18 protein-coding genes are annotated in these 19,315 nt (G+C 60.8%); 13 read left to right on the top strand and 5 right to left on the bottom strand.

The genetic code is table 11. The features are described 5' to 3' along the window. The first annotated feature begins 200 nt into the window (after positions 1 to 200). The 6 genes from QRN61_RS02960 to QRN61_RS02930 all read left to right on the top strand — a co-directional run bounded on the left by QRN61_RS02960 (position 201) and on the right by QRN61_RS02930 (position 5,013). The gene (locus QRN61_RS02960) at positions 201 to 1,016 is read left to right on the top strand and encodes an energy transducer TonB (RefSeq protein ID WP_183784537.1); all 816 of its coding nucleotides are present in this window, start codon (positions 201 to 203) and stop codon (positions 1,014 to 1,016) included. Positions 1,017 to 1,060: 44 nt separating this feature from the next. Then, a complete protein-coding gene (locus tag QRN61_RS02955) occupies positions 1,061 to 1,786 on the top strand; it encodes a MotA/TolQ/ExbB proton channel family protein (RefSeq protein ID WP_027611170.1) in 726 nt (241 codons plus the stop codon). A gap of 1 nt (position 1,787) precedes the next feature. Continuing rightward, a complete protein-coding gene (locus QRN61_RS02950) occupies positions 1,788 to 2,189 on the top strand; it encodes an ExbD/TolR family protein (RefSeq protein ID WP_003220570.1) in 402 nt (133 codons plus the stop codon). Between the two features lie 288 nt (positions 2,190 to 2,477). Beyond that, positions 2,478 to 3,059 carry an alpha/beta hydrolase gene (locus tag QRN61_RS02940; protein ID WP_003220572.1) on the top strand — a complete coding sequence of 194 codons (582 nt, stop codon included), beginning with the start codon at positions 2,478 to 2,480 and terminating at the stop codon, positions 3,057 to 3,059. Between the two features lie 56 nt (positions 3,060 to 3,115). Then, positions 3,116 to 4,048, top strand: coding sequence for a sigma 54-interacting transcriptional regulator (locus QRN61_RS02935; protein ID WP_003220574.1), 933 nt, complete (start codon positions 3,116 to 3,118; stop codon positions 4,046 to 4,048). 167 nt (positions 4,049 to 4,215) lie between these two features. Further along, entirely contained in the window at positions 4,216 to 5,013 is a 798-nt protein-coding gene (locus QRN61_RS02930) for a MetQ/NlpA family ABC transporter substrate-binding protein (RefSeq protein ID WP_027611172.1), read from the top strand. Positions 5,014 to 5,311: 298 nt separating this feature from the next. Here the strand turns inward: QRN61_RS02930 and QRN61_RS02925 are convergent, their stop codons facing one another. Next, positions 5,312 to 6,454 carry an IS481 family transposase gene (locus QRN61_RS02925; RefSeq protein ID WP_150369399.1) on the bottom strand — a complete coding sequence of 381 codons (1,143 nt, stop codon included), beginning with the start codon at positions 6,452 to 6,454 and terminating at the stop codon, positions 5,312 to 5,314. Positions 6,455 to 6,956: 502 nt separating this feature from the next. On the opposite strand from QRN61_RS02925, the gene QRN61_RS02920 reads away from it, so the two are divergent. From QRN61_RS02920 to QRN61_RS02905, 4 genes are read left to right on the top strand one after another with little or no spacing between them, the layout of a single operon-like run. After that, complete coding sequence (locus QRN61_RS02920; RefSeq protein ID WP_027611173.1) at positions 6,957 to 7,622, top strand: amino acid ABC transporter permease; 666 nt, start codon at positions 6,957 to 6,959, stop codon at positions 7,620 to 7,622. Continuing rightward, positions 7,603 to 8,262, top strand: coding sequence for an amino acid ABC transporter permease (locus tag QRN61_RS02915; RefSeq protein WP_047290785.1), 660 nt, complete (start codon positions 7,603 to 7,605; stop codon positions 8,260 to 8,262). The genes QRN61_RS02920 and QRN61_RS02915 overlap by 20 nt, the downstream gene beginning before the upstream one ends. Then, entirely contained in the window at positions 8,259 to 9,041 is a 783-nt protein-coding gene (locus tag QRN61_RS02910) for an amino acid ABC transporter ATP-binding protein (RefSeq protein ID WP_027611175.1), read from the top strand. Before QRN61_RS02915 ends, QRN61_RS02910 begins: the two co-directional genes overlap by 4 nt. Beyond that, complete coding sequence (locus QRN61_RS02905; protein ID WP_285373168.1) at positions 9,038 to 9,919, top strand: transporter substrate-binding domain-containing protein; 882 nt, start codon at positions 9,038 to 9,040, stop codon at positions 9,917 to 9,919. The genes QRN61_RS02910 and QRN61_RS02905 overlap by 4 nt, the downstream gene beginning before the upstream one ends. A gap of 120 nt (positions 9,920 to 10,039) precedes the next feature. Here the strand turns inward: QRN61_RS02905 and QRN61_RS02900 are convergent, their stop codons facing one another. Then, the gene (locus QRN61_RS02900; protein ID WP_150369401.1) at positions 10,040 to 11,236 is read right to left on the bottom strand and encodes an AAA family ATPase; all 1,197 of its coding nucleotides are present in this window, start codon (positions 11,234 to 11,236) and stop codon (positions 10,040 to 10,042) included. A 202-nt stretch (positions 11,237 to 11,438) separates the two neighbouring features. Between QRN61_RS02900 and QRN61_RS02895 the strand changes: the two genes are divergently transcribed. Genes QRN61_RS02895 through QRN61_RS02885 form a run of 3 tightly spaced genes read left to right on the top strand, consistent with a single transcriptional unit; the run spans position 11,439 to position 16,653 of the window. Continuing rightward, positions 11,439 to 12,542, top strand: a complete 1,104-nt coding sequence (locus tag QRN61_RS02895; protein WP_285373167.1) for an efflux RND transporter periplasmic adaptor subunit — start codon at positions 11,439 to 11,441, stop codon at positions 12,540 to 12,542. Further along, positions 12,539 to 13,603, top strand: coding sequence for an efflux RND transporter periplasmic adaptor subunit (locus QRN61_RS02890; protein WP_247268409.1), 1,065 nt, complete (start codon positions 12,539 to 12,541; stop codon positions 13,601 to 13,603). The genes QRN61_RS02895 and QRN61_RS02890 overlap by 4 nt, the downstream gene beginning before the upstream one ends. Continuing rightward, positions 13,600 to 16,653, top strand: coding sequence for an efflux RND transporter permease subunit (locus QRN61_RS02885; protein WP_027611180.1), 3,054 nt, complete (start codon positions 13,600 to 13,602; stop codon positions 16,651 to 16,653). The genes QRN61_RS02890 and QRN61_RS02885 overlap by 4 nt, the downstream gene beginning before the upstream one ends. Positions 16,654 to 16,755: 102 nt before the next feature. On the opposite strand, the gene QRN61_RS02880 is transcribed toward QRN61_RS02885, so the two are convergent. The 3 genes from QRN61_RS02880 to QRN61_RS02870 all read right to left on the bottom strand — a co-directional run bounded on the left by QRN61_RS02880 (position 16,756) and on the right by QRN61_RS02870 (position 19,313). Then, positions 16,756 to 17,385 (bottom strand): class I SAM-dependent methyltransferase, encoded by a 630-nt coding sequence (locus QRN61_RS02880; protein WP_096797450.1) that lies wholly within the window; start codon positions 17,383 to 17,385, stop codon positions 16,756 to 16,758. A gap of 172 nt (positions 17,386 to 17,557) precedes the next feature. After that, positions 17,558 to 18,202 (bottom strand): methionine ABC transporter permease, encoded by a 645-nt coding sequence (locus QRN61_RS02875; protein WP_285373166.1) that lies wholly within the window; start codon positions 18,200 to 18,202, stop codon positions 17,558 to 17,560. Beyond that, positions 18,192 to 19,313 carry a methionine ABC transporter ATP-binding protein gene (locus tag QRN61_RS02870; protein WP_183784549.1) on the bottom strand — a complete coding sequence of 374 codons (1,122 nt, stop codon included), beginning with the start codon at positions 19,311 to 19,313 and terminating at the stop codon, positions 18,192 to 18,194. The genes QRN61_RS02875 and QRN61_RS02870 overlap by 11 nt, the downstream gene beginning before the upstream one ends. Positions 19,314 to 19,315 lie beyond the last annotated feature (2 nt).

Raw genomic sequence — 19,315 nt, 5'->3', positions numbered from 1 at the left:
CCCTCGGCGCCAGCCCTTGCAGGCCGTGGCTTCGCGACAATCTACGAAAACCTATATTCGTTAAAAATCTAAACACATCGATAAAAGTTACTTTCGGAGATAAGCGATTGCTCCAATGATTCACCCAACGACCGGTCGCCCGGGGGATGTTTGCGGCGACCTGTCGGGTACTTCGCAAAAAGACCGCAGGGAGTGAATCAATGGGCAATGTCCAGACCGCCGCCAGCGCACAGGAATTGCTGTGGCGTCAGACGCCGAGTGGCGAACTGGTCGATCTCGGCCGGCCGCATCGTGTGCCGCTGGGGCAGCTGCGTTTGCAGCGTGCGCCCAAGGGCATTCTGAGCCGCCGTGAAACCATTCTGCTCGGCGTGCTGGCGCTGCTGGTGCACGGCGCGGTGATCTATTGGATCAACCAGCATCCGACGCCGCCGTTGCCAATCGTGCCGCCGGAAATTCCGCCGATGACCATCGAGTTTTCGCGGCCGGCGCCACCCGCGCCGCCGGTGGTCGAACCGCCGCCACCGGCACCGGTCGTGGAGCCACCGCCACCGGTTGAAGACGAGTTGGCCGTAAAGCCGCCGCCGCCCAAACCGATTCCCAAGCCCAAGCCGAAACCGGTGGCCAAACCGGTTCCGAAACCAGCACCGAAAGCTGTTGAACAACCACCCGCGCCGCCACAACCGGCAGCTCCGGTTGCCGCCCCGGCGCCACCTGCACCACCGGCCCCGGCGCCCGTGACGCCGGCTTCGGCCAACGCCGCGTATTTGAAGAATCCGGCGCCGGAATATCCGTCGCTGGCCCAGCGTCGCGGTTGGGAAGGCACGGTGATGTTAAGGGTGCACGTGTTGGCCAATGGCAAACCGGGCGAGATCCAGATTCAGAAAAGCAGTGGTCGGCAACAGCTCGACGATGCGGCACTCAATGCCGTCAAGCAGTGGAGCTTCGTGCCGGCCAAGCAGGGTGATGTCGCCCAGGACGGCTGGGTCAGCGTGCCCATCGATTTCAAGATTCATTAAACCGAAACCTATTCGCGCTAAATGTTTACACGAGGGAATACATCATGACGTTACTGGCCTCTCCACTGGAATCCATCGAAAGCGCGGTGATCTGGCTGCTGGTGGTTTTTTCCGTTGCCACCTGGGGACTGGCGCTGCTCAAGGCTGTGCAATTCGGTCGTCTGAAGGCGCAGGATCGCAAGTTTCATAAACGCTTCTGGGCGGCCTCGAGTCTGGATTCCGCCGCTGAGTTGAGCGAAACCCAGCCCGGTGCTGCGGCACGAGTCGCTCAGGCCGGGTACGCGGCGATTCAGGTGGGTGAGGCGCCGCAGGCCAATGACCTGAGCCAGGCGATCAACCATCAGGATCGTCTCGAACGGGCCTTGCGCCAGCAGATCGTCCGCGAACGGCGTTCGCTGGAAACCGGTCTGGCGGTAGTCGCGAGTATTGGTAGTACGTCGCCGTTCATTGGTTTGTTCGGCACGGTGTGGGGAATCATGGAGGCGTTGAAAGGCATCAGCGCGGCAGGCTCGGCGAGCCTGGAAACCGTCGCAGGTCCGATTGGCGCGGCACTGGTCGCCACTGGTGTGGGGATCGCCGTCGCGGTGCCGGCGGTGCTGGTTTACAACTACTTTTTGCGGCGTCTGAAACTGACGGCGGCGGACCTGGATGACTTCGCCCACGACTTCTACAGCCTGGCGCAAAAGAGCTCGTTTCGCGTGCTGATCCACCCGACGGCGCACAAGGTCGCGGCACCGGGCAACGCGACAAAAGTGAAGGAGGCGTCCTGATATGGCCTTCTCCACACAAGACAGCGACGAGGTGCTGAGCGAGATCAACGTGACACCGCTGGTGGACGTGATGCTGGTACTGCTGGTGGTGTTTATCGTCACCGCGCCGCTGCTGACCAATGCGATCCCGATCAACCTGCCGAAAACCGAAGCGGTGGCGCCGGTCGAGCAGAAAGATCCGCTGGTGGTGAGCATCGACGGCGCCGGCAAACTGTTTATCAACAAGGATGAAATTCAGCCGGACTTGCTGGAATTCAACCTCAAGTCGGCCAAGGCCAAGGACCCGGAAGTGCGCGTGCAATTGCAGGCCGACGACGGGGTGAACTACGGCGAAGTGGCGCGGGCCATGGCTTCGATTGAACGGGCGGGGATTACCAAATTGTCGGTGATCACTGCGCGGTAAACAGGATTTACGTTTTTCCGGGGCCGTCTCCTTGGCAGGGTGCGGCCCTTTTTTTATCCCGCAAAACCAGCCTCACCAACCCATTGTGGGAGCGGGCTTGCTCGCGAAAGCGTCAGCTGCATCGACATCAATGTTGACTGAGACACCGCATTCGCGAGCAAGCCCGCTCCCACAGGTTTGCATTTAATATTCTTTTCGAGTCTTAATAAATAGCTTCTTATTCCTTAACGAATATAAATCCCGTCCCTATACTCGATCAGGAACAGACACGACGCAGGAGAGCTCCCCATGCGCAACGAATCAATCCGCTACCTGATTGTGCCGGGCTGGCAAGGATCGCCAGAAGATCATTGGCAAACCCACTGGCAGAACAGCCTGCCCAACAGCGCACGCGTGGAGCAGGCCGACTGGCTGACACCGCGCCGTGAAGACTGGGTTGCGGCGCTGGCCGAAGCGATTGCCGCCGACAGCACGCCGGTGATCCTGATTGCTCACAGCCTGGGTTGCATCACCGTTGCACATTGGGCGGCTACCGCGCCTGTGCAATACCTGCGTCAGGTGCGCGGTGCGTTGCTGGTGGCGCCGGCGGATGTCGAGCGTCCGGCCTGCGCGCCTGCACTGCGCAATTTCGCCCCGATCCCCACCGATTTGCTGCCGTTCCCCAGTCAGGTGGTCAGTTCCGACAACGACGCCGCCGTCAGCGCCCCGCGTGCCCTGGAGCTGGCGCGCAACTGGGGCGCCGAGGCGGGAATTCTTGCCGGGGCGGGGCACATCAACGTCAAGTCCGGGCATCAGCGTTGGGAGCAGGGTTTCGCTTATCTGTATCGCCTGCAAAACCGTATGGAACACCACGCCCGGCGTCGCGCTTGAACCTTTTTCTTTTCTGAACGCCCCCGTCTGCCGGCGGTTCTGGGCGGGAGTCTGCCATGAGTTTCGAAACGTTCGGTCAGCCGTTGCTGACCTTTCCCGATGCGGAAAAAAGTCCCCTGAGCATTCGCGCCAAGGCGCTGGTGTTTGTCGATCCCCGCTCCCGCCAGTTGCGCGAAGAGCTGGAACACCTGGCGCCGCGTGCCATCTCGGTGCTTATTCGCGGCGAGACCGGCACCGGTAAAGAGTTGCTCGCCCGTCACATCCACCGAGCCAGTGATCGCAGCGGTCTGTTCGTCTCGGTCAATTGCGGCGCGATCAGTCCTACTTACGCCGATGCCGAGCTGTTCGGTTATGCCGCCGGCAGTTACACCGGTTCGGCGAGCAGTCGCGCCGGCTGGTTCGGTTCGGCCAATGGCGGCACCTTGTATCTGGACGAAATCGGCGATCTGCCGTTGCCGATCCAGATCAAACTGCTCGCCGCCCTGGAAAACCACGAAGTCACCCGCGTCGGCGCACATCAGCCAAGCCCGGTGGATGTGCGGCTGGTGGCGGCAACCAGCATTGATCTGGCGCAAGCGGTGGACGCGGGGAAATTTCACGAACGGCTCTATCACTACCTCAGCGAAGGTCAGCTGGAATTGCCGGCCCTGCGCGAGCGGATTGGCGACATCCTGTCGCTGGCGGAATATTTCCTCGGCATCTACAGCCAGCGCCTAGATCTGCCGGTGCCGCTGATCAGCGAAGCGGCGCAGCACCTGCTGGAGCGCCACAGTTGGCCGGGCAACACCCGTGAGCTGGAAAACGTCATTCACTTTGCGCTGCTGGTCAGCACCGGCGATGAAATCCTGCCGGAGCACCTAAACCTGCCCGAAGTGTCTGGGCCGCAGCTTCAGATCGAACGACTGGTGGCACAAATCAACATCGGCGGCAGCGTCGACGAACGTAAGGCTTTGAAAGATCTGCTGATTGGTTTGAGCCAGCAGTTGTAGCCGTCAGGTTCTGTATGAACGAAATGGAATATCAAAGTGAATAAACGTTATTGTCCGGGAATAAAAAATCCCGGTATTGTCCGCATCACGCCAGAGATAGCACTTCACTGGCACTCGTATCAATAGCCGTCGCCATTCGCGACCGTGATTCTCGATAAGGACACTGCATGAAAAAGGTTCTGTTGTTTACCGCATTGGCGGCTGCTCTGACTGCTTCCCTGGCCCAGGCCGGCGAGAAACTGGTGGTGGCGGCGACTCCGGTGCCGCACGCGGAAATTCTCGAGCTGATCAAACCGACCCTGGCCAAAGAAGGCGTGGATCTGGAAATCAAGGTCTTCACCGACTACGTGCAGCCGAACGTGCAGGTTGGCGAGAAGCGTCTGGATGCCAACTACTTCCAGACCAAGCCTTACCTGGACAGCTTCAACGCCGGCAAATACAAGGACGACAAGTCCAAGTACCTGGTGACCGTGCAAGGCGTCCACGTTGAACCCTTCGGTGGCTACTCGAGCAAGTACAAGAAACTGGCTGATCTGCCAGACGGCGCGACCATCGCCATCCCGAACGAAGGCAGCAACAGCGGCCGTGCGCTGATCCTGCTGCAGAAGGCTGGCCTGATCGAACTGAAAGATCCGAAAAACGCCCTGGCGACCCCGAAAGACATCGCCAAGAACCCGCACAACTTCAAGTTCAAGGAACTGGAATCGGCCCTGCTGCCACGCGTCCTGAAGGAAGTTGATCTGGACATGATCAACACCAACTACGCGCTGGAAGCCAAGTTGAACCCGACCAAGGATGCGCTGGTGATCGAAGGCGCTGATTCGCCTTACGTGAACTTCCTGGTAGCCCGTGAGGACAACAAGAACAGCGACGCCATCAAGAAACTCGCCGCTGCCCTGACCAGCCCGGAAGTCAAAGCGTTCATCGAGAAGAAGTACAACGGCGCGGTATTGCCGGCGTTCTGATCCGACGCGTGAACCACCCCTTCAAGGTATGAAAACGCCGATGGCCAGCGATGGTCATCGGCGTTTTTGTGCGTGCGTTGAAAAGCCCCTCACCCTAGCCCTCTCCCAAAGGCAGAGGGGACTGATTGGGGGATGCTGTAGAAGTACACCGACGTGAAAGTTTTCTGCCGAATCCATAATCGACTCGATCTTTCAGGTCGATGTTAATCGCCAGACACTGCGGTCGGCCCCCTCTCCCTCGGGGAGTGTATGTACCGGAGACATGGTGGACACATGTTCGGAGACATGGTGGACGGTTTTAGATCTTCTTACCTGCTGTGACAATCTGCAAGTTCAAGTCGATTTTGGCTATACGATGTTTACCCCAGTAGACATCGTGGATGCCATCCTCCGTCGTTTCCCGGATAGCTACTGACCTCCCGTGAAAAGCCTTTCCGACTGTGTATTCACGGTTCCCCCAGTAGATCTCGCCCTTCACTTGAACCTTCCTGATCACATCGCCATCGTTGTACTCCGGCGCCGCGGGTTGCTCCTGATATTCCCGTGGACTGCTGCTGTAGCGGGCCGCAGGAACCTGCATGTCCAGCGCCTGGTGCGGGCGCTTCTGGTTGTAAATATCACGCCAGCTATCAAACGCCCGTTGCGCGCCATCGAGATCGATGAACAACTGGCCTTGCAGAACTTCGCTTTTAAGGCTGCGGTGAAAGCGTTCCAGCTTTCCTTGGGTCTGCGGATGATAAGGTCGGGAGTGGCCGACCTTGATGCCTTGGCTCATCAGCCAGATCTCCAGTGCGGTATAAACACCTGTCTGATCACCCCAAGGCGAACCGTTGTCCATCGTCATGCGTAAAGGCAGGCCGTAGCGCCGAAAGGTCCGGATTAGATGCTCCTGAACGGTTTGGCGCTGCTCGTTCGCGCACGCAGCGATGCACAGCGAAAACCGTGAATGATCGTCCAGTATCGTCAACGGATGGCAACGGCCCAGGCCCAAGCTGATATGGCCCTTGAAGTCTATCTGCCAAAGATCATTGGGAGCTTCATGCTCGAACCGGATAAATGGCTTGATCTCAGCGGCCTTTGGATCAACGCGCGAGTGACGCTTTAAAACCGCATGCACGGTGCTGACAGAAGGCATCACTGCGCCGTTGTCTTCCAACACGCGCTTGAGCTTGCGAGCGCCCCAAGCCGCGTACTCCTGACTCACGGTCAAAATCTGCTGCTCAACCTCATCAACACAGCGTTTGGGTGACGTTTTCGGTCGCCGAGACTGGTTGATCAATCCCTCAACACCTGAGGCTTCAAACCTGTTTAGCCATTTGTAAGCAGTGCTTGGACTGATATTGAATCGACGGCAAAGCAGCCGAATATTGGCCCCCTCTTGCCGAGCCAAAAACACGAATTCCGAGCGAAGTTGCACGGTGGACACCTCTTCCCAAGACACAGGTCATCTCCTTGGCGATGAGCAATGTGTCTATTAAAAAGTGTCCACCATGTCTCCGAACACCTGTCCACCATGTCTCCGGTACATACAGGGAGAGGGCTGGGGTGAGGGTGCTGTTGATCCTGACCTCAGGTTACCTGAGCCTTCAACGCCCGGCGCAACGCCACGAGCAATTTCACGATGTCCTGCGGATCCAGTCGCTGCGGCACTTTTACGTCCATGTTGTCTTCCTTGTAATGGTTTGGCCGGGGGAGTCTGGCCAAAAGCTGTTCGTCCTTGGAGGGCTTTCATGCAAAAAAGATCCTTCCTACAGCGCAAGGGAAAATAGCCTTCTTATTCCTTCCCGGCAAACCCACAGGATAGTTTTTTGCGTGATATCAATATGCTTTAACGGTATTTAAATTCTTGTTTTTATACCTATAAAGTCAGCGCCTGCCGGACAGTTACCCGCTGTCCATGGACTGCATGACCGTCGCTTACCGAGCGACGTCCAGGATGCTTCATGACTTTCGATTACGCATTTATCCTCAGTACCCTGCCGGCCTTTCTCAAGGCTGTGGGCGTGACGCTGCAAGTCGGGTTCATCGCCATCGGCACGTCGCTGCTGGTGGCGCTGCTCAATGCAACGATCCTGGTGTTCCGCACACCGTACCTGCAAAAACTGGTGGGCCTTTATGTGGAGTTGGCGCGCAACACGCCGCTGCTGATTCAACTGTTCTTCGTCTACTTCGCCTTGCCGGCCATCGGCATCCAGGTTTCCGGATTCACCGCGGCAATCATCACCATGACTTTCCTTGGCGGCGCCTATCTCACCGAAGTGCTGCGCGCCGGCGTCGATGCGGTACCGCAGGCGCAACTGGAATCGGGGCGCTCCATCGGCCTGTCCCATGGCCAGTTACTGCGCTACGTGATCCTGCCGCAGGCGGGGATTCTCAGCCTGCCCTCGCTGTTCGCCAATTTCATTTTCCTGCTCAAGGAAACCACCGTGGTCTCGGCGGTGGCGGTGCCGGAAATCCTCTACACCACCAAGAGCTACATCGCGCTCTACTACAAAACCTACGAAATGCTCGCCGTGCTGACGCTGATCTGCGTGCTGTTGTTCTTGCCGCTGTCGCTGTTGCTCAGCCGTCTGGAAAGGAGGCTCCAGCATGGCCAGTTCGGGTCTTGAACTGCTCTGGGTGTCGTTGCCGCAATTGGCAAAAGGCGCCGGGCAAACCCTGTCGATCTCGTTCCTGAGCATCGCTATCAGCACCGTTGGCGGGGTGCTCTACGGCGTGTTGCGCACGCTCAACGTGACATGGCTGAACGCAATTTTGCGGGTGTATCTGGAGCTGTTCCGGGCGATTCCGGTGCTGGTCTGGTTGTATCTGTTGTTCTTCGGGCTGCCGATTTTCTTCGGCCTGAGCCTGCCGAGTTTCTGGTGTGCGGTGCTGGTGCTGTCGTTGTGGGGCGCCAGCGAGGTTGGCGAGGTGGCGCGCGGTGCGCTGCACTCGTTGCCGCGCGGGCAGCGTGAAGCGGGCCTGTCGATTGGCCTGAACGCCGCGCAACTCTACGGCTACGTGTTGCTGCCGCAAGCGCTGAAACGCATGACGCCGCCGACCATCAACGTCTACACGCGAATCATCAAGACCAGCTCGCTGGCGGTGCTGATTGGCGTGGTCGATGTGATCAAGGTCGGCCAACAGATCATCGAGCGCACTTACGAATCGGTACTGATCTACGGCGCGCTGTTTCTGTTTTTCTTTTTCATCTGCTACCCGCTCTCGGCCGCCTCGCGCGTGCTGGAGCGGCGCTGGACGCAAGCATGAGCGCATTGATCGAGTTTCAGGGGTTCAACAAATTCTATGGCGAGCAGCAGGTGCTCAAGGGCATCGACCTGCAAGTGCGCAGCGGCGAAGTGATCGTCATCCTCGGCCCCAGCGGTTGTGGCAAAAGCACGTTGCTGCGTTGCCTCAACGGCCTGGAAAGCGCACACAGCGGCAGCCTCAAATTTGCCGGGCGCGAGCTGCTGGACAAGGCCACCGACTGGCGCGAAGTGCGCCAGCAGATCGGCATGGTGTTCCAGAGTTATCACCTGTTCCCGCACATGAGCGTGCTCGACAATTTGCTGCTAGGCCCGCTCAAGGTGCAAAAGCGCCAGCGCCGTGAAGCGCAGCAGCAAGCCGAAGCCTTGCTTGAGCGCGTGGGCCTGGCGGACAAGCGCGATGCGTTCCCGCGCCAGCTCTCCGGCGGCCAGCAGCAACGCATCGCCATCGTCCGCTCGTTGTGCATGAACCCGCGGGTCATGCTCTTCGATGAAGTCACCGCCGCCCTCGACCCGGAGATGGTCAAGGAAGTGCTGCAAGTGATTCAGGGCCTGGCCCGCGAGGGCATGACCCTGCTGATCGTCACCCACGAAATGGCCTTCGCCCGCGCGGTGGCCGACCGCATCGTGTTCATGGATGCCGGACGCATCCTTGAACAGAACCCGCCCGAGATTTTCTTTACGAACCCGCAAACCGCACGCGCGCAGCAGTTTCTGGAGAAGTTCTCCTTCGTTGCAACACTGCCTGAAACGAATCCGACAAAGGAACTGGAACCGCTATGAAAACTGCCAAGTCATCCCTGTTTTTACTGCCGCTGCTGGGGCTCGCGCTGCTCGCTGGCTGCAACAAATCCGAAGAACCGGCCAAGCCGAAAGTCGCCAGCGAAAGCACCGCGCCGGCCAGCTATCTGGACAAGATCAAGGCCCGCGACAAACTGATCGTCGGCGTGTTCACCGACAAACCGCCGTTCGGTTTCGTCGATGAAGCCGGGCGCTACGTCGGCTTCGACACCGATATCGGTCGGCGTTTCGCCAAGGATCTGCTGGGCGACGAGAACAAGGTCGAGTTCGTGGCCGTGGAGCCGGCGAGCCGCATTCCGTTCCTGCAGAGCGACAAGGTCGACCTGATCCTCGCCAACATGACCGTGACCCCGGAGCGCAAGGAGGCGGTGGAATTCACCAACCCGAACCTCAAGGTCGCGGTGCAGGCGCTGGTGCCGCAAAGCAGCGCGGTAAAAAATCTGGATGACCTGGCCACTCGCACCACCATCGTTACCACCGGTACCACCGCCGACATCTGGCTGACCAAGAATCATCCGGACTGGAAACTGCTGAAGTTCGAGAAAAATTCCGAGTCGTTGCAAGCCTTGGCCAACGGTCGCGGCGATGCCTACGCGCAGGACAATCTGGTGCTGTTCAGCTGGGCCAAGCAGAACCCGGGCTACCGCGTGCTGGACGAAAAACTCGGCGCCGAAGCACCGATTGCCCCGGCAGTGAAGAAGGGCAACGTCGAGCTGCGTGACTGGGTGAATATCGAGCTGGCCAAGTTGGGTGAGGAGAAATATCTGCTCAAGCTGTATGACCAATATGTGCGTAAAGAACTGAGCGATGACACCCAGCCTGAGAGTGTGATTGTCGAGGGTGGCAAGTGGCAGGGGTGATCGGCCGTTAAATCTGCGCTGACCTGAAGGTCCTCTTCGCGAGCAGGCTCGCTCCCACAGGGGTACGCATTCCAACTGTGGGAGCGAGCCTGCTCGCGAAAGCGCTCGCTCAGGTGCCGCTCAATCCGGCCAGTTCCACGCCGGCTCATCCAGCACCCGCTGCCCGACAATTCCGGTCTGCCCCAGCGTCTTCTCCAGCACGATGCAGTTGCATTCGGGATCTTCCTGCAACGCCGAAATCAACCGTCGCGCATGGGACACCACCCACACCTGACACGCCTGCGAAGCGCGAATGATCAAGCGCGCCAGCGCCGGCAACAGATCCGGATGCAGACTGGTTTCCGGTTCGTTGAGCACCATCAATGACGGCGGGCGTGGCGTCAGCAGCGCGGCGATCAGCAACAGATAACGCAGGGTGCCGTCCGACAGCTCCGCCGCCGACAGTGGCCGCAGCAACCCCTCCTGAAAGAACTCGATGGCAAAGCGTCCGCCGGCCAGCGGTGCGATGTTCAGTCTTGCGCCGGGAAACGCGTCGCTGATCGCCGCCTGCAACGCCTCGGGGTCGCCGATTTCATTGATGGTCTGCAGGGCTGCGGCGAGGTCGCGACCGTCGTGGTGCAGCACCGGCGTACGCGTACCCAGTTGCGGTTGGCGCACCGGGGCGTCGGCGTCGCTGCGAAAGTGATCGTAGAAGCGCCAGCGGCGAATGAACTCGCGCATCTGGAACACTTCCGGCGAACTGCGCAGGCTGCCGATCTGATCGAACAGACTGTCGAAATTCGGCGTGTGCTGTGCCAGCACGTCCCAGCTGCGGCCTTCGCGGGCGCGAATCATCGGGCCGTTGCGATCCACCAGCAGGCTGGCCGGGCGATAGAGCGGCCCGGCCCAGATGCATTCGCGCTTGATCTGCGGATCGAGACTGAAGCGCGAGGGGCTGGGATGAGTATCCCCCGGCAGCATGAAATGTCCGTTGGAGTCGGGCAATCCGAGGCTGATGGAGTAGCTGAAATCCTCGCCGGCAAACCCCAGGCGCAGACGTTTGACGCCCTGACGCACCGTCGGCTCGATCGCCACTTCGCCGTTGCGCATGCGCCGACTGATGGTTTCCGGCCCGGCCCAGAACGTCGAATCCAGCCCGCCCTCGCGGGCCAGCGCATTGACCACGCCGCCCTGGGCGGTCTCCGCCAGCAGGCGCAAGGCCCGATAGAGATTGGACTTGCCGCTGCCGTTGGGGCCGGTGATCAGGTTCAGCCGGCCCAGCGGAATCACCAGTTTGTTGATCGAGCGGTAATTGGCCACCGCGAGGGTCTTGAGCATGAAAATCCTTCTCTTGAGGCGACCATTGTAGGAGCTGCCGAAGGCTGCGATCTTTTGATCTTGCTTTTGTAAAGTCAAAAGATCGCAGCCTGCGGCAGCTCCTACAGGGGAAATATGGAGATCACGCAGGCGAACGTTGAACCCTGTTCTAAGCTCACAGTCGTATCGTCACTTGCACGTTCGTACACAGGAAGGAGTCTGCATGGCGAGTCCCGGATTGAAAACAGTTGTCGTGCTGAGCCTGCTCACGTTGATGACCGCTTGCGGCAAGAAAGAAGCCCCGGCGGAGTACTTGCCACGGGTCTTCGTGCAAGAGGTCAAACCGGCGGACTATGCCGCTGCCGTGACCCTCACCGGTGACGTGCAGGCCCGGGTGCAGACCGAACTGTCGTTCCGGGTCGGTGGCAAGATCATTCAGCGCTTGGTGGATGTCGGCGACCGGGTCAGCGCCAAACAGGTACTGGCCAAGCTCGATCCCAAGGATTTGCAGACCAACGTCGATTCCGCGCAAGCCCAGGTCATCGCCGAACAGGCGCGGGTCAAGCAGAGTGCGGCGGCGTTCGTGCGTCAGCAGAAGCTGCTGCCCAAGGGCTACACCAGCCAGAGCGAATTCGATTCCGCACAAGCCGCGTTGCGCAGCAGCCAGAGCGCCCTGAGCGCGGCGCAAGCGCAACTGGCCAATGCCAAGGATCAACTCAGTTACACCTCGCTGATCGCTGACGCCCCCGGCATCATTACCGAGCGCCAAGCCGAAGTCGGCCAGGTGGTCCAGGCCACCGCGTCGATTTTCAAACTGGCCCGCGATGGCGATCGTGACGCGGTGTTCAACGTTTATGAGTCGTTGCTGGCTGAGCGCCCGGCGGAGCGTTCGATTGTCGTCAGCCTGCTCGACAACCCCAACATCAAGACCACCGGCACCGTGCGCGAAATCACCCCGGCGGTGTCGGCGCAGTCTGGCACGGTGCAAGTCAAAGTCACCCTCGACAGCCTGCCGCAGGGCATGCAGCTCGGCTCGGTGGTCAGCGCCACGGCCAAGGGCAGCGGCAAGTCGGCGGTGGAATTGCCGTGGTCGGCGCTGACCAAAAACATCAGTGATCCGGCGGTGTGGATGGTCGACGACAAGGGCGAAGCGCAACTGCACAACGTCACCGTCAGCCGCTACCTGATCGGCAAGGTCATCATCAGCGACGGCCTCAAGGGCGGTGAGAAAGTGATTGTCGCGGGTGGGCAACTGCTGCACCCGGGCATGAAAGTCGAAATCGCCGAAAACACCTACGAAGGTCTGCAACCGGGAGCGCAGCCATGAAGCGTCTGGGGCTGTTGTCCATTGGTGTGCTGCTGGCCGCCTGCTCGAAAAGCGAGCCACCGCCGGAGCCGGTTCGGCCGGTATTGTCGATCAAGGTACAGGCGCTGAACGAGGAAACCCTCGGGCGTTTCGCCGGCAGCATTCAGGCGCGTTACGAGAGCAACACCGGGTTCCGTGTCGGCGGGCGCATTGCCAGTCGCAACGTCGATGTCGGCGCCGAGGTGCAAAAGGGTACGCTGCTGGCGACCCTCGATCCGTCCGATCAGCAGAACCAGTTGCGTTCGGCCCAAGGCGACCTGGCCAAGGTCCAGGCGCAACTGATCAACGCCCAGGCCAATGCCCGTCGGCAGCAGGCGCTGTTCGATCGCGGGGTTGGCGCGCAGGCGCAACTGGACATCGCCACCACCGACCTGAAAACCACCCAGGCCTCGCTCGATCAGGCGCGGGCGGCGGTCAACCAGAGCCAGGATCAACTCGGTTACACCGAATTGCGCGCCGACCACAAAGCCGTGGTCACCGCGTGGAATGCCGAGGCCGGTCAAGTGGTGACAGCAGGTCAGCAAGTGGTGACTCTGGCGCAACCGGACATCAAGGAGGCGGTGATCGATCTGCCGGACACGCTGGTCGATGAAATTCCTTCCGACGTGGTGTTTCTGGTGGCCGGGCAACTCGACCCGAGTATCAACACCACTGCAACCATTCGCGAAATCGAACCGCAGGCCCAAAGCGCCACGCGCACCCGCCGCGCGCGGCTGACCCTGGCCAACACGCCGGACGGTTTCCGCCTCGGCACGGCGATCAGCGTGACCCTCAGTTCAGCGATCAAGCCGCGCATCGAATTACCTGCCACCGCCCTGCAGGAAGCCGACGGCAAGACCCGCATCTGGGTGATCGACACCCAAAGCAAAACCGTCGCGCCCCGTGACGTCAGCGTGATCAGCCGCGCCGACGGCACGGTGGTGCTGGCCGGCGGGGTCAAATCCGGCGAGCAGGTGGTCACCGCAGGCGTTAACAGTCTCAAACCCGGACAAGCCGTGAAACTCGACGAGGACAGTCAATGAAAGGCTCTTTCAATCTCTCCGAATGGGCCCTCAAGCATCAGTCATTTGTCTGGTACCTGATGTTCGTCGCGCTGCTGATGGGGGTGTTTTCGTACTTTAATCTGGGGCGCGAAGAAGACCCCTCGTTCACCATCAAGACCATGGTCATCCAGACCAAATGGCCGGGCGCGACCCAGGAGGAAACCCTCAAGCAGGTCACCGACCGCATCGAGAAAAAACTCGAAGAGCTCGACTCCCTCGACTACGTGAAAAGCTATACGCGCCCCGGCGAATCGACGGTTTACGTGTACCTGCGCGACACCACCAGCGCCAAGGATATTCCGGAAATCTGGTACCAGGTGCGCAAGAAGATCGATGACATTCGCGGGCAGTTTCCCCAAGGGATTCAGGGACCCGGATTCAACGATGAGTTCGGCGATGTGTACGGCTCGGTCTACGCGTTTACCGCCGACGGCCTGACCATGCGCCAGTTGCGCGACTATGTGGAGCAGGCCCGCGCCGAGATCCGCAACGTCCCGGGGCTGGGCAAGATCGAAATGATCGGCCAGCAGGACGAAGTGATTTACCTGAACTTCTCCACCCGCAAACTCGCCGCGCTGGGCATCGACCAGCGTCAGGTGGTGCAGAGCCTGCAATCGCAGAACGCGGTGACCCCGGCGGGGGTGATCGAGGCCGGCCCGGAGCGCATTTCGGTGCGCACCTCGGGGCAGTTCGCTTCGGAGAAGGATCTGGCCGAGGTCAATCTCAAGCTCAATGACCGCTTCTATCGTCTGGCCGATGTCGCCGACATCAGTCGCGGTTACGTTGACCCGGCCACCCCGGAATTCCGTTTCGACGGCAAGCCGGCAATCGGTCTGGCGATTGCCATGCAGAAGGGCGGTAACGTCCAGGAATTCGGCAAGGCGCTGCACCAGCGGATCGACCAGATCACCGCTGATTTGCCGGTTGGCGTCGGCGTCCATACGGTGTCCGATCAGGCCGTGGTGGTGGAAGAGGCGGTCGGCGGTTTCACCAGTGCGCTGTTCGAAGCGGTGGTGATCGTGCTGGTGGTCAGCTTCATCAGCCTCGGCGTGCGCGCCGGGCTGGTGGTGGCGTGCTCGATTCCGCTGGTGCTGGCGATGGTCTTCGTGTTCATGGAATACAGCGGCATCACCATGCAGCGGATTTCCCTCGGGGCGCTGATCATCGCCCTCGGCCTGCTGGTGGACGATGCGATGATCACCGTGGAGATGATGGTCACGCGCCTGGAAATGGGTGAGACCAAGGAGCAGGCGGCGACGTTCGCCTACACCTCGACCGCATTCCCGATGCTCACCGGTACGCTGGTGACCGTCGCCGGTTTCGTGCCCATCGGCCTCAACGCCAGCTCCGCCGGCGAGTACACCTTCACCCTGTTTGCGGTGATCGCGGTGGCGATGCTGGTGTCGTGGGTGGTGGCGGTGTTCTTTGCGCCGGTGATCGGCGTGCACATCCTCAGCACCAACGTGAAACCCCATGAAGCCGAGCCGGGCCGCATCGGTCGGGCGTTCAACGGTGGTTTGCTGTGGTGCATGCGCAACCGCTGGTGGGCGATCGGCATCACCGTGCTGCTGTTTGTGCTGGCGGTGTTCTGCATGCGCTTTGTGCAGAACCAATTCTTCCCGTCCTCCGACCGCCCGGAAATCCTCGTCGATCTGAACCTGCCGCAAAACGCCTCGATCGACGAAACCCGCAAGGCCGTAGACAAGCTCGAAGCCACGCTCAAGGGCGACCCGGACATCGTGCGCTGGAGCACCTACATCGGTCAGGGTGCGATCCGTTTCTATCTGCCGCTCGACCAGCAATTGCAGAACCCGTACTACGCGCAACTGGTGATCGTCAGCAAGGATTTCGAGGCCCGTGAGGCGTTGAGCCAACGCCTGCGCGAGCGCTTGCACAAAGACTTCGTCGGCATCGGCAGTTACGTGCAGGCGCTGGAAATGGGCCCGCCGGTGGGACGTCCGATCCAGTACCGGGTCAGCGGCAAGGACATCGATCAGGTGCGCAAGCACGCCATCGATCTGGCGACCGAGCTGGACAAGAACGAACACATCGGCGAGATCATTTACGACTGGAACGAGCCGGGCAAAGTCCTGCGCATCGACATCGCCCAGGACAAGGCGCGTCAGCTCGGGCTGTCCTCGGAAGATGTGGCGAAGTTGATGAACAGCATCGTCAGCGGCTCGCCGTTGACCCAGGTCAACGACGACATTTACCTGATCAACGTGGTCGGCCGGGCGGTGAACTCGGAACGCGGCACGCCGGAAACCCTGCAGAACCTGCAGATCGTCACACCCAACGGCACGTCGATTCCGCTGCTGGCCTTCGCCACCGTGCGGTATGAGCTCGAGCAGCCGCTGGTGTGGCGTCGCGACCGTTTGCCGACCATCACCATCAAGGCTTCGGTGCGTGACGAGATCCAGCCGACCGACCTGGTGAAATTGCTCAAGCCGTCGATCGATGCCTTCGCGGAAAAACTGCCGGTCGGCTACAAGGTCGCCACCGGCGGTACGGTCGAGGAAAGCGGCAAGGCCCAAGGGCCGATCGCCAAGGTCTTGCCGTTGATGCTGTTCCTGATGGCGACCTTCCTGATGATCCAGCTGCACAGCGTGCAGAAGATGTTCCTGGTGGCCAGTGTCGCGCCGCTGGGGCTGATCGGCGTGGTGCTGGCGCTGGTGCCGACCGGTACGCCGATGGGCTTCGTGGCGATCCTCGGGATTCTGGCGCTGATCGGCATCATCATTCGCAACTCGGTGATTCTGGTGACGCAGATCGATGAGTTCGAGCGCAACGGCTCCGCGCCGTGGGATGCAGTGGTGGAAGCGACTGAGCACCGCCGCCGACCAATCCTGCTGACCGCGGCGGCGGCGAGCATGGGCATGATTCCGATTGCCCGGGAAGTGTTCTGGGGGCCGATGGCCTACGCGATGATTGGCGGGATCGTGGTGGCGACGTTGCTGACCCTGCTGTTTTTGCCGGCGCTGTATGTGGCCTGGTACAAGATTCGCGAGCCGCAGAAAGAGACCCGCTAAAGAGCGAGCGCTACGCACTCTATTCGCGAGCAAGCCCGCTCCCACAGGGGGTACGCATTCCAACTGTGGGAGCGGGCTTGCTCGCGAAGGCGTCAGAACTGACTACGCAGATTTACGCCAGACGCTGGCCAGCCAAGGCTGTTGCTCGCGCGGCAATCCCGCCGGCCGGTAGTAATGCTCCAGCTCGACAAACCCCGCTGCCGTGAGCAACCCGCGCCACGCGTCCAGGTCGTGATATGAGCCGTAGCGTGGCCCATTCCAGCCCTCACGGTTATCCCCGCGCGGATTGGAACTGAACAACACCCCGCCCGGCTTCAGCGTGGCATGCAGCTGCCCGAGCACACGCGGCAATTCCTGCAACGGCACATGAAACAGCACCGCATTGGCGAAGATCCCGTCGAAGCGCTCGGCTGGCAGATCGAGTTTCAGAAAGTCCTGACACCACACTTCACAGCCACTGTCTTCGCGGGCCATCTGCGCAAATTTTTCCGCGCCATCGAGACCGACCGCGACATGGCCCAGGCGGGTGAACGCCTGCAAGTCGCGCCCCGGGCCGCAACCGAAATCGAGAATCGTGAACGGCGCAATGCCTTGGATATGCCGTAGCAGCGCGTCGATGTTCTGACTGACATCGTGATCGCGGGTGCCTTCGCGGAAGTCTTCGGCCACCGCGTTGTAGTGGCCGAGGGTGGTGGCGGTGATCTGTTCCAGATCGGAGGGCGTTTGCTTCATGGTCGAGGGCTGCGCGGGCAATGAGGATTTGCCGAATATACGCCATCAGGTCTGGGGCTGCTGCGCAGCCATTCGTGAGCAGGCTCGCTCCCACAGGGGAACGCATTCCAAATGTGGGAGCGAGCCTGCTCGCGAAAGCGGTTTCAAAAGCGTCGAATGAGCCCTGCTGAAATCAGCGCTTGTTCAGGCCCCGTGCCAGACGATCTCCACCCAACTGAATCACCGCCACCAAAGCCACCAGCAACACAATCACCGTCAGCATGATCTGGCTGTCAAAGCGCTGATACCCGTAGCGGTAAGCGATATCGCCCAAACCGCCGGCACCAATCGCCCCGGCCATGGCTGACGAGTTGATCATCGTCACCAGCGTAATCGTGAACCCGCCGACGATCCCCGGCAGCGCTTCAGGCAACAGCACATGCCAGACGATGTGCCAGCGCCGGCAGCCCATGGCTTGCGCCGCTTCGATCAAGCCGTGATCGACCTCACGCAGACTCACTTCGGCAATCCGCGCAAAGAACGGCGTCGCGGCGATGGTCAGCGGCACCACCGCCGCCCACACACCGTACGTGGTGCCGACAATCAGCCGGGTGAACGGAATCAGCGCGACCATCAGAATCAGAAACGGGATCGAGCGGAACAGGTTGACGAACGCGCCCAGCGCCCGGTTGAGCTGCGGCGCCTGATAGATCCCGCCCTTGTCGCTGGTGACCAGAATCACCGCCATTGGGATCCCCACCAGCAACGCGATCAGCGACGACACGCCGACCATCAGGAAGGTGTCGATGAATCCCTGCAGCAAACGATCAAACCACATAACCCGATACCTCCACTCGTTGCGCCCACTGCCCGGCGCGCTCGCGCAATTGTTCGGCGCTCAGGGCCGAGCCGCTGACCGCCAGTAACAGTTGTCCCAGCGCATGCCCCTGAATCCGTTCGACGCCGCCCTGCAGCAACTTCACGCGTCCGCCGAGAGCGGCGAACAGCGCCGCCAGATCCGGCTCGTCGGCGGCGCCACCGGTGAACTGCAAACGCAATACCACCGCCGCGCCCGGGGAGGGCGGCTGGGCATGCAGACGGCTTTGCAGTTCTGCCGGCAAGGCGTGTTGCAGCGGCGCGAGCAAGGTCTGGCTGACCTCGTGCTGCGGATTGCCGAACACTTCCCAGACCGGGCCTTGCTCAACGATCCGCCCGTGTTCCAGGACCACCACGCGGTCGCAGATTTCGCGGATCACCGCCATTTCGTGAGTGATCAGCACAATGGTCAGGCCCAGGCGCTGATTGATCTCGCGCAGCAGGCCGAGGATCGACTGAGTGGTCTCGGGATCGAGCGCCGAAGTGGCTTCGTCGCACAGCAGAATGTCCGGGTCATGCACCAATGCGCGGGCGATGCCGACACGCTGTTTCTGCCCGCCGGAGAGCTGCGCCGGGTAAGCCTTGTGCTTGGCTTGCAGGCCGACCAGTTCGAGCAGTTCACGCACCTTCTGCTCGCGTTGCGCCTTCGGTACGCCCGCGACTTTCAGCGGCAGTTCGACGTTCTGCCACACGGTCTTGGCTGACATCAGGTTGAAGTGCTGGAAGATCATGCCGATCCTTCGGCGCAGGGCGACCAGCCGGTCTTCATCGAACTCGCCGATGTCGACCTGATCGATCAGCACCCGCCCCGCAGTCGGTTGTTCCAGACGATTGATCGTGCGGATCAGCGACGACTTGCCGGCGCCGCTGCGCCCGATGATGCCGAACACCTCGCCGCGCTGGATCGCCAGATCGATGCCTTGCAGGGCCGCGACCGGGCCTTGCCGACCCGCGTAGGTTTTACCCAGGCCGATGAAGCGCACATGGGCGCGATTCAGCTCGGGATGCAGTTCGGTTTTTTCAGCATTTTCTGGCTCTGGAATCTCCAGTCGCCGTTGGATCGCGGCCGTCATGT

It is taken from the genome of Pseudomonas sp. lyk4-TYG-107, assembly GCF_030209055.1.
Taxonomy (GTDB): Bacteria; Pseudomonadota; Gammaproteobacteria; order Pseudomonadales; family Pseudomonadaceae; genus Aquipseudomonas; species Aquipseudomonas putida_A.
This window is presented reverse-complemented; position numbering and strand designations above follow the sequence as displayed.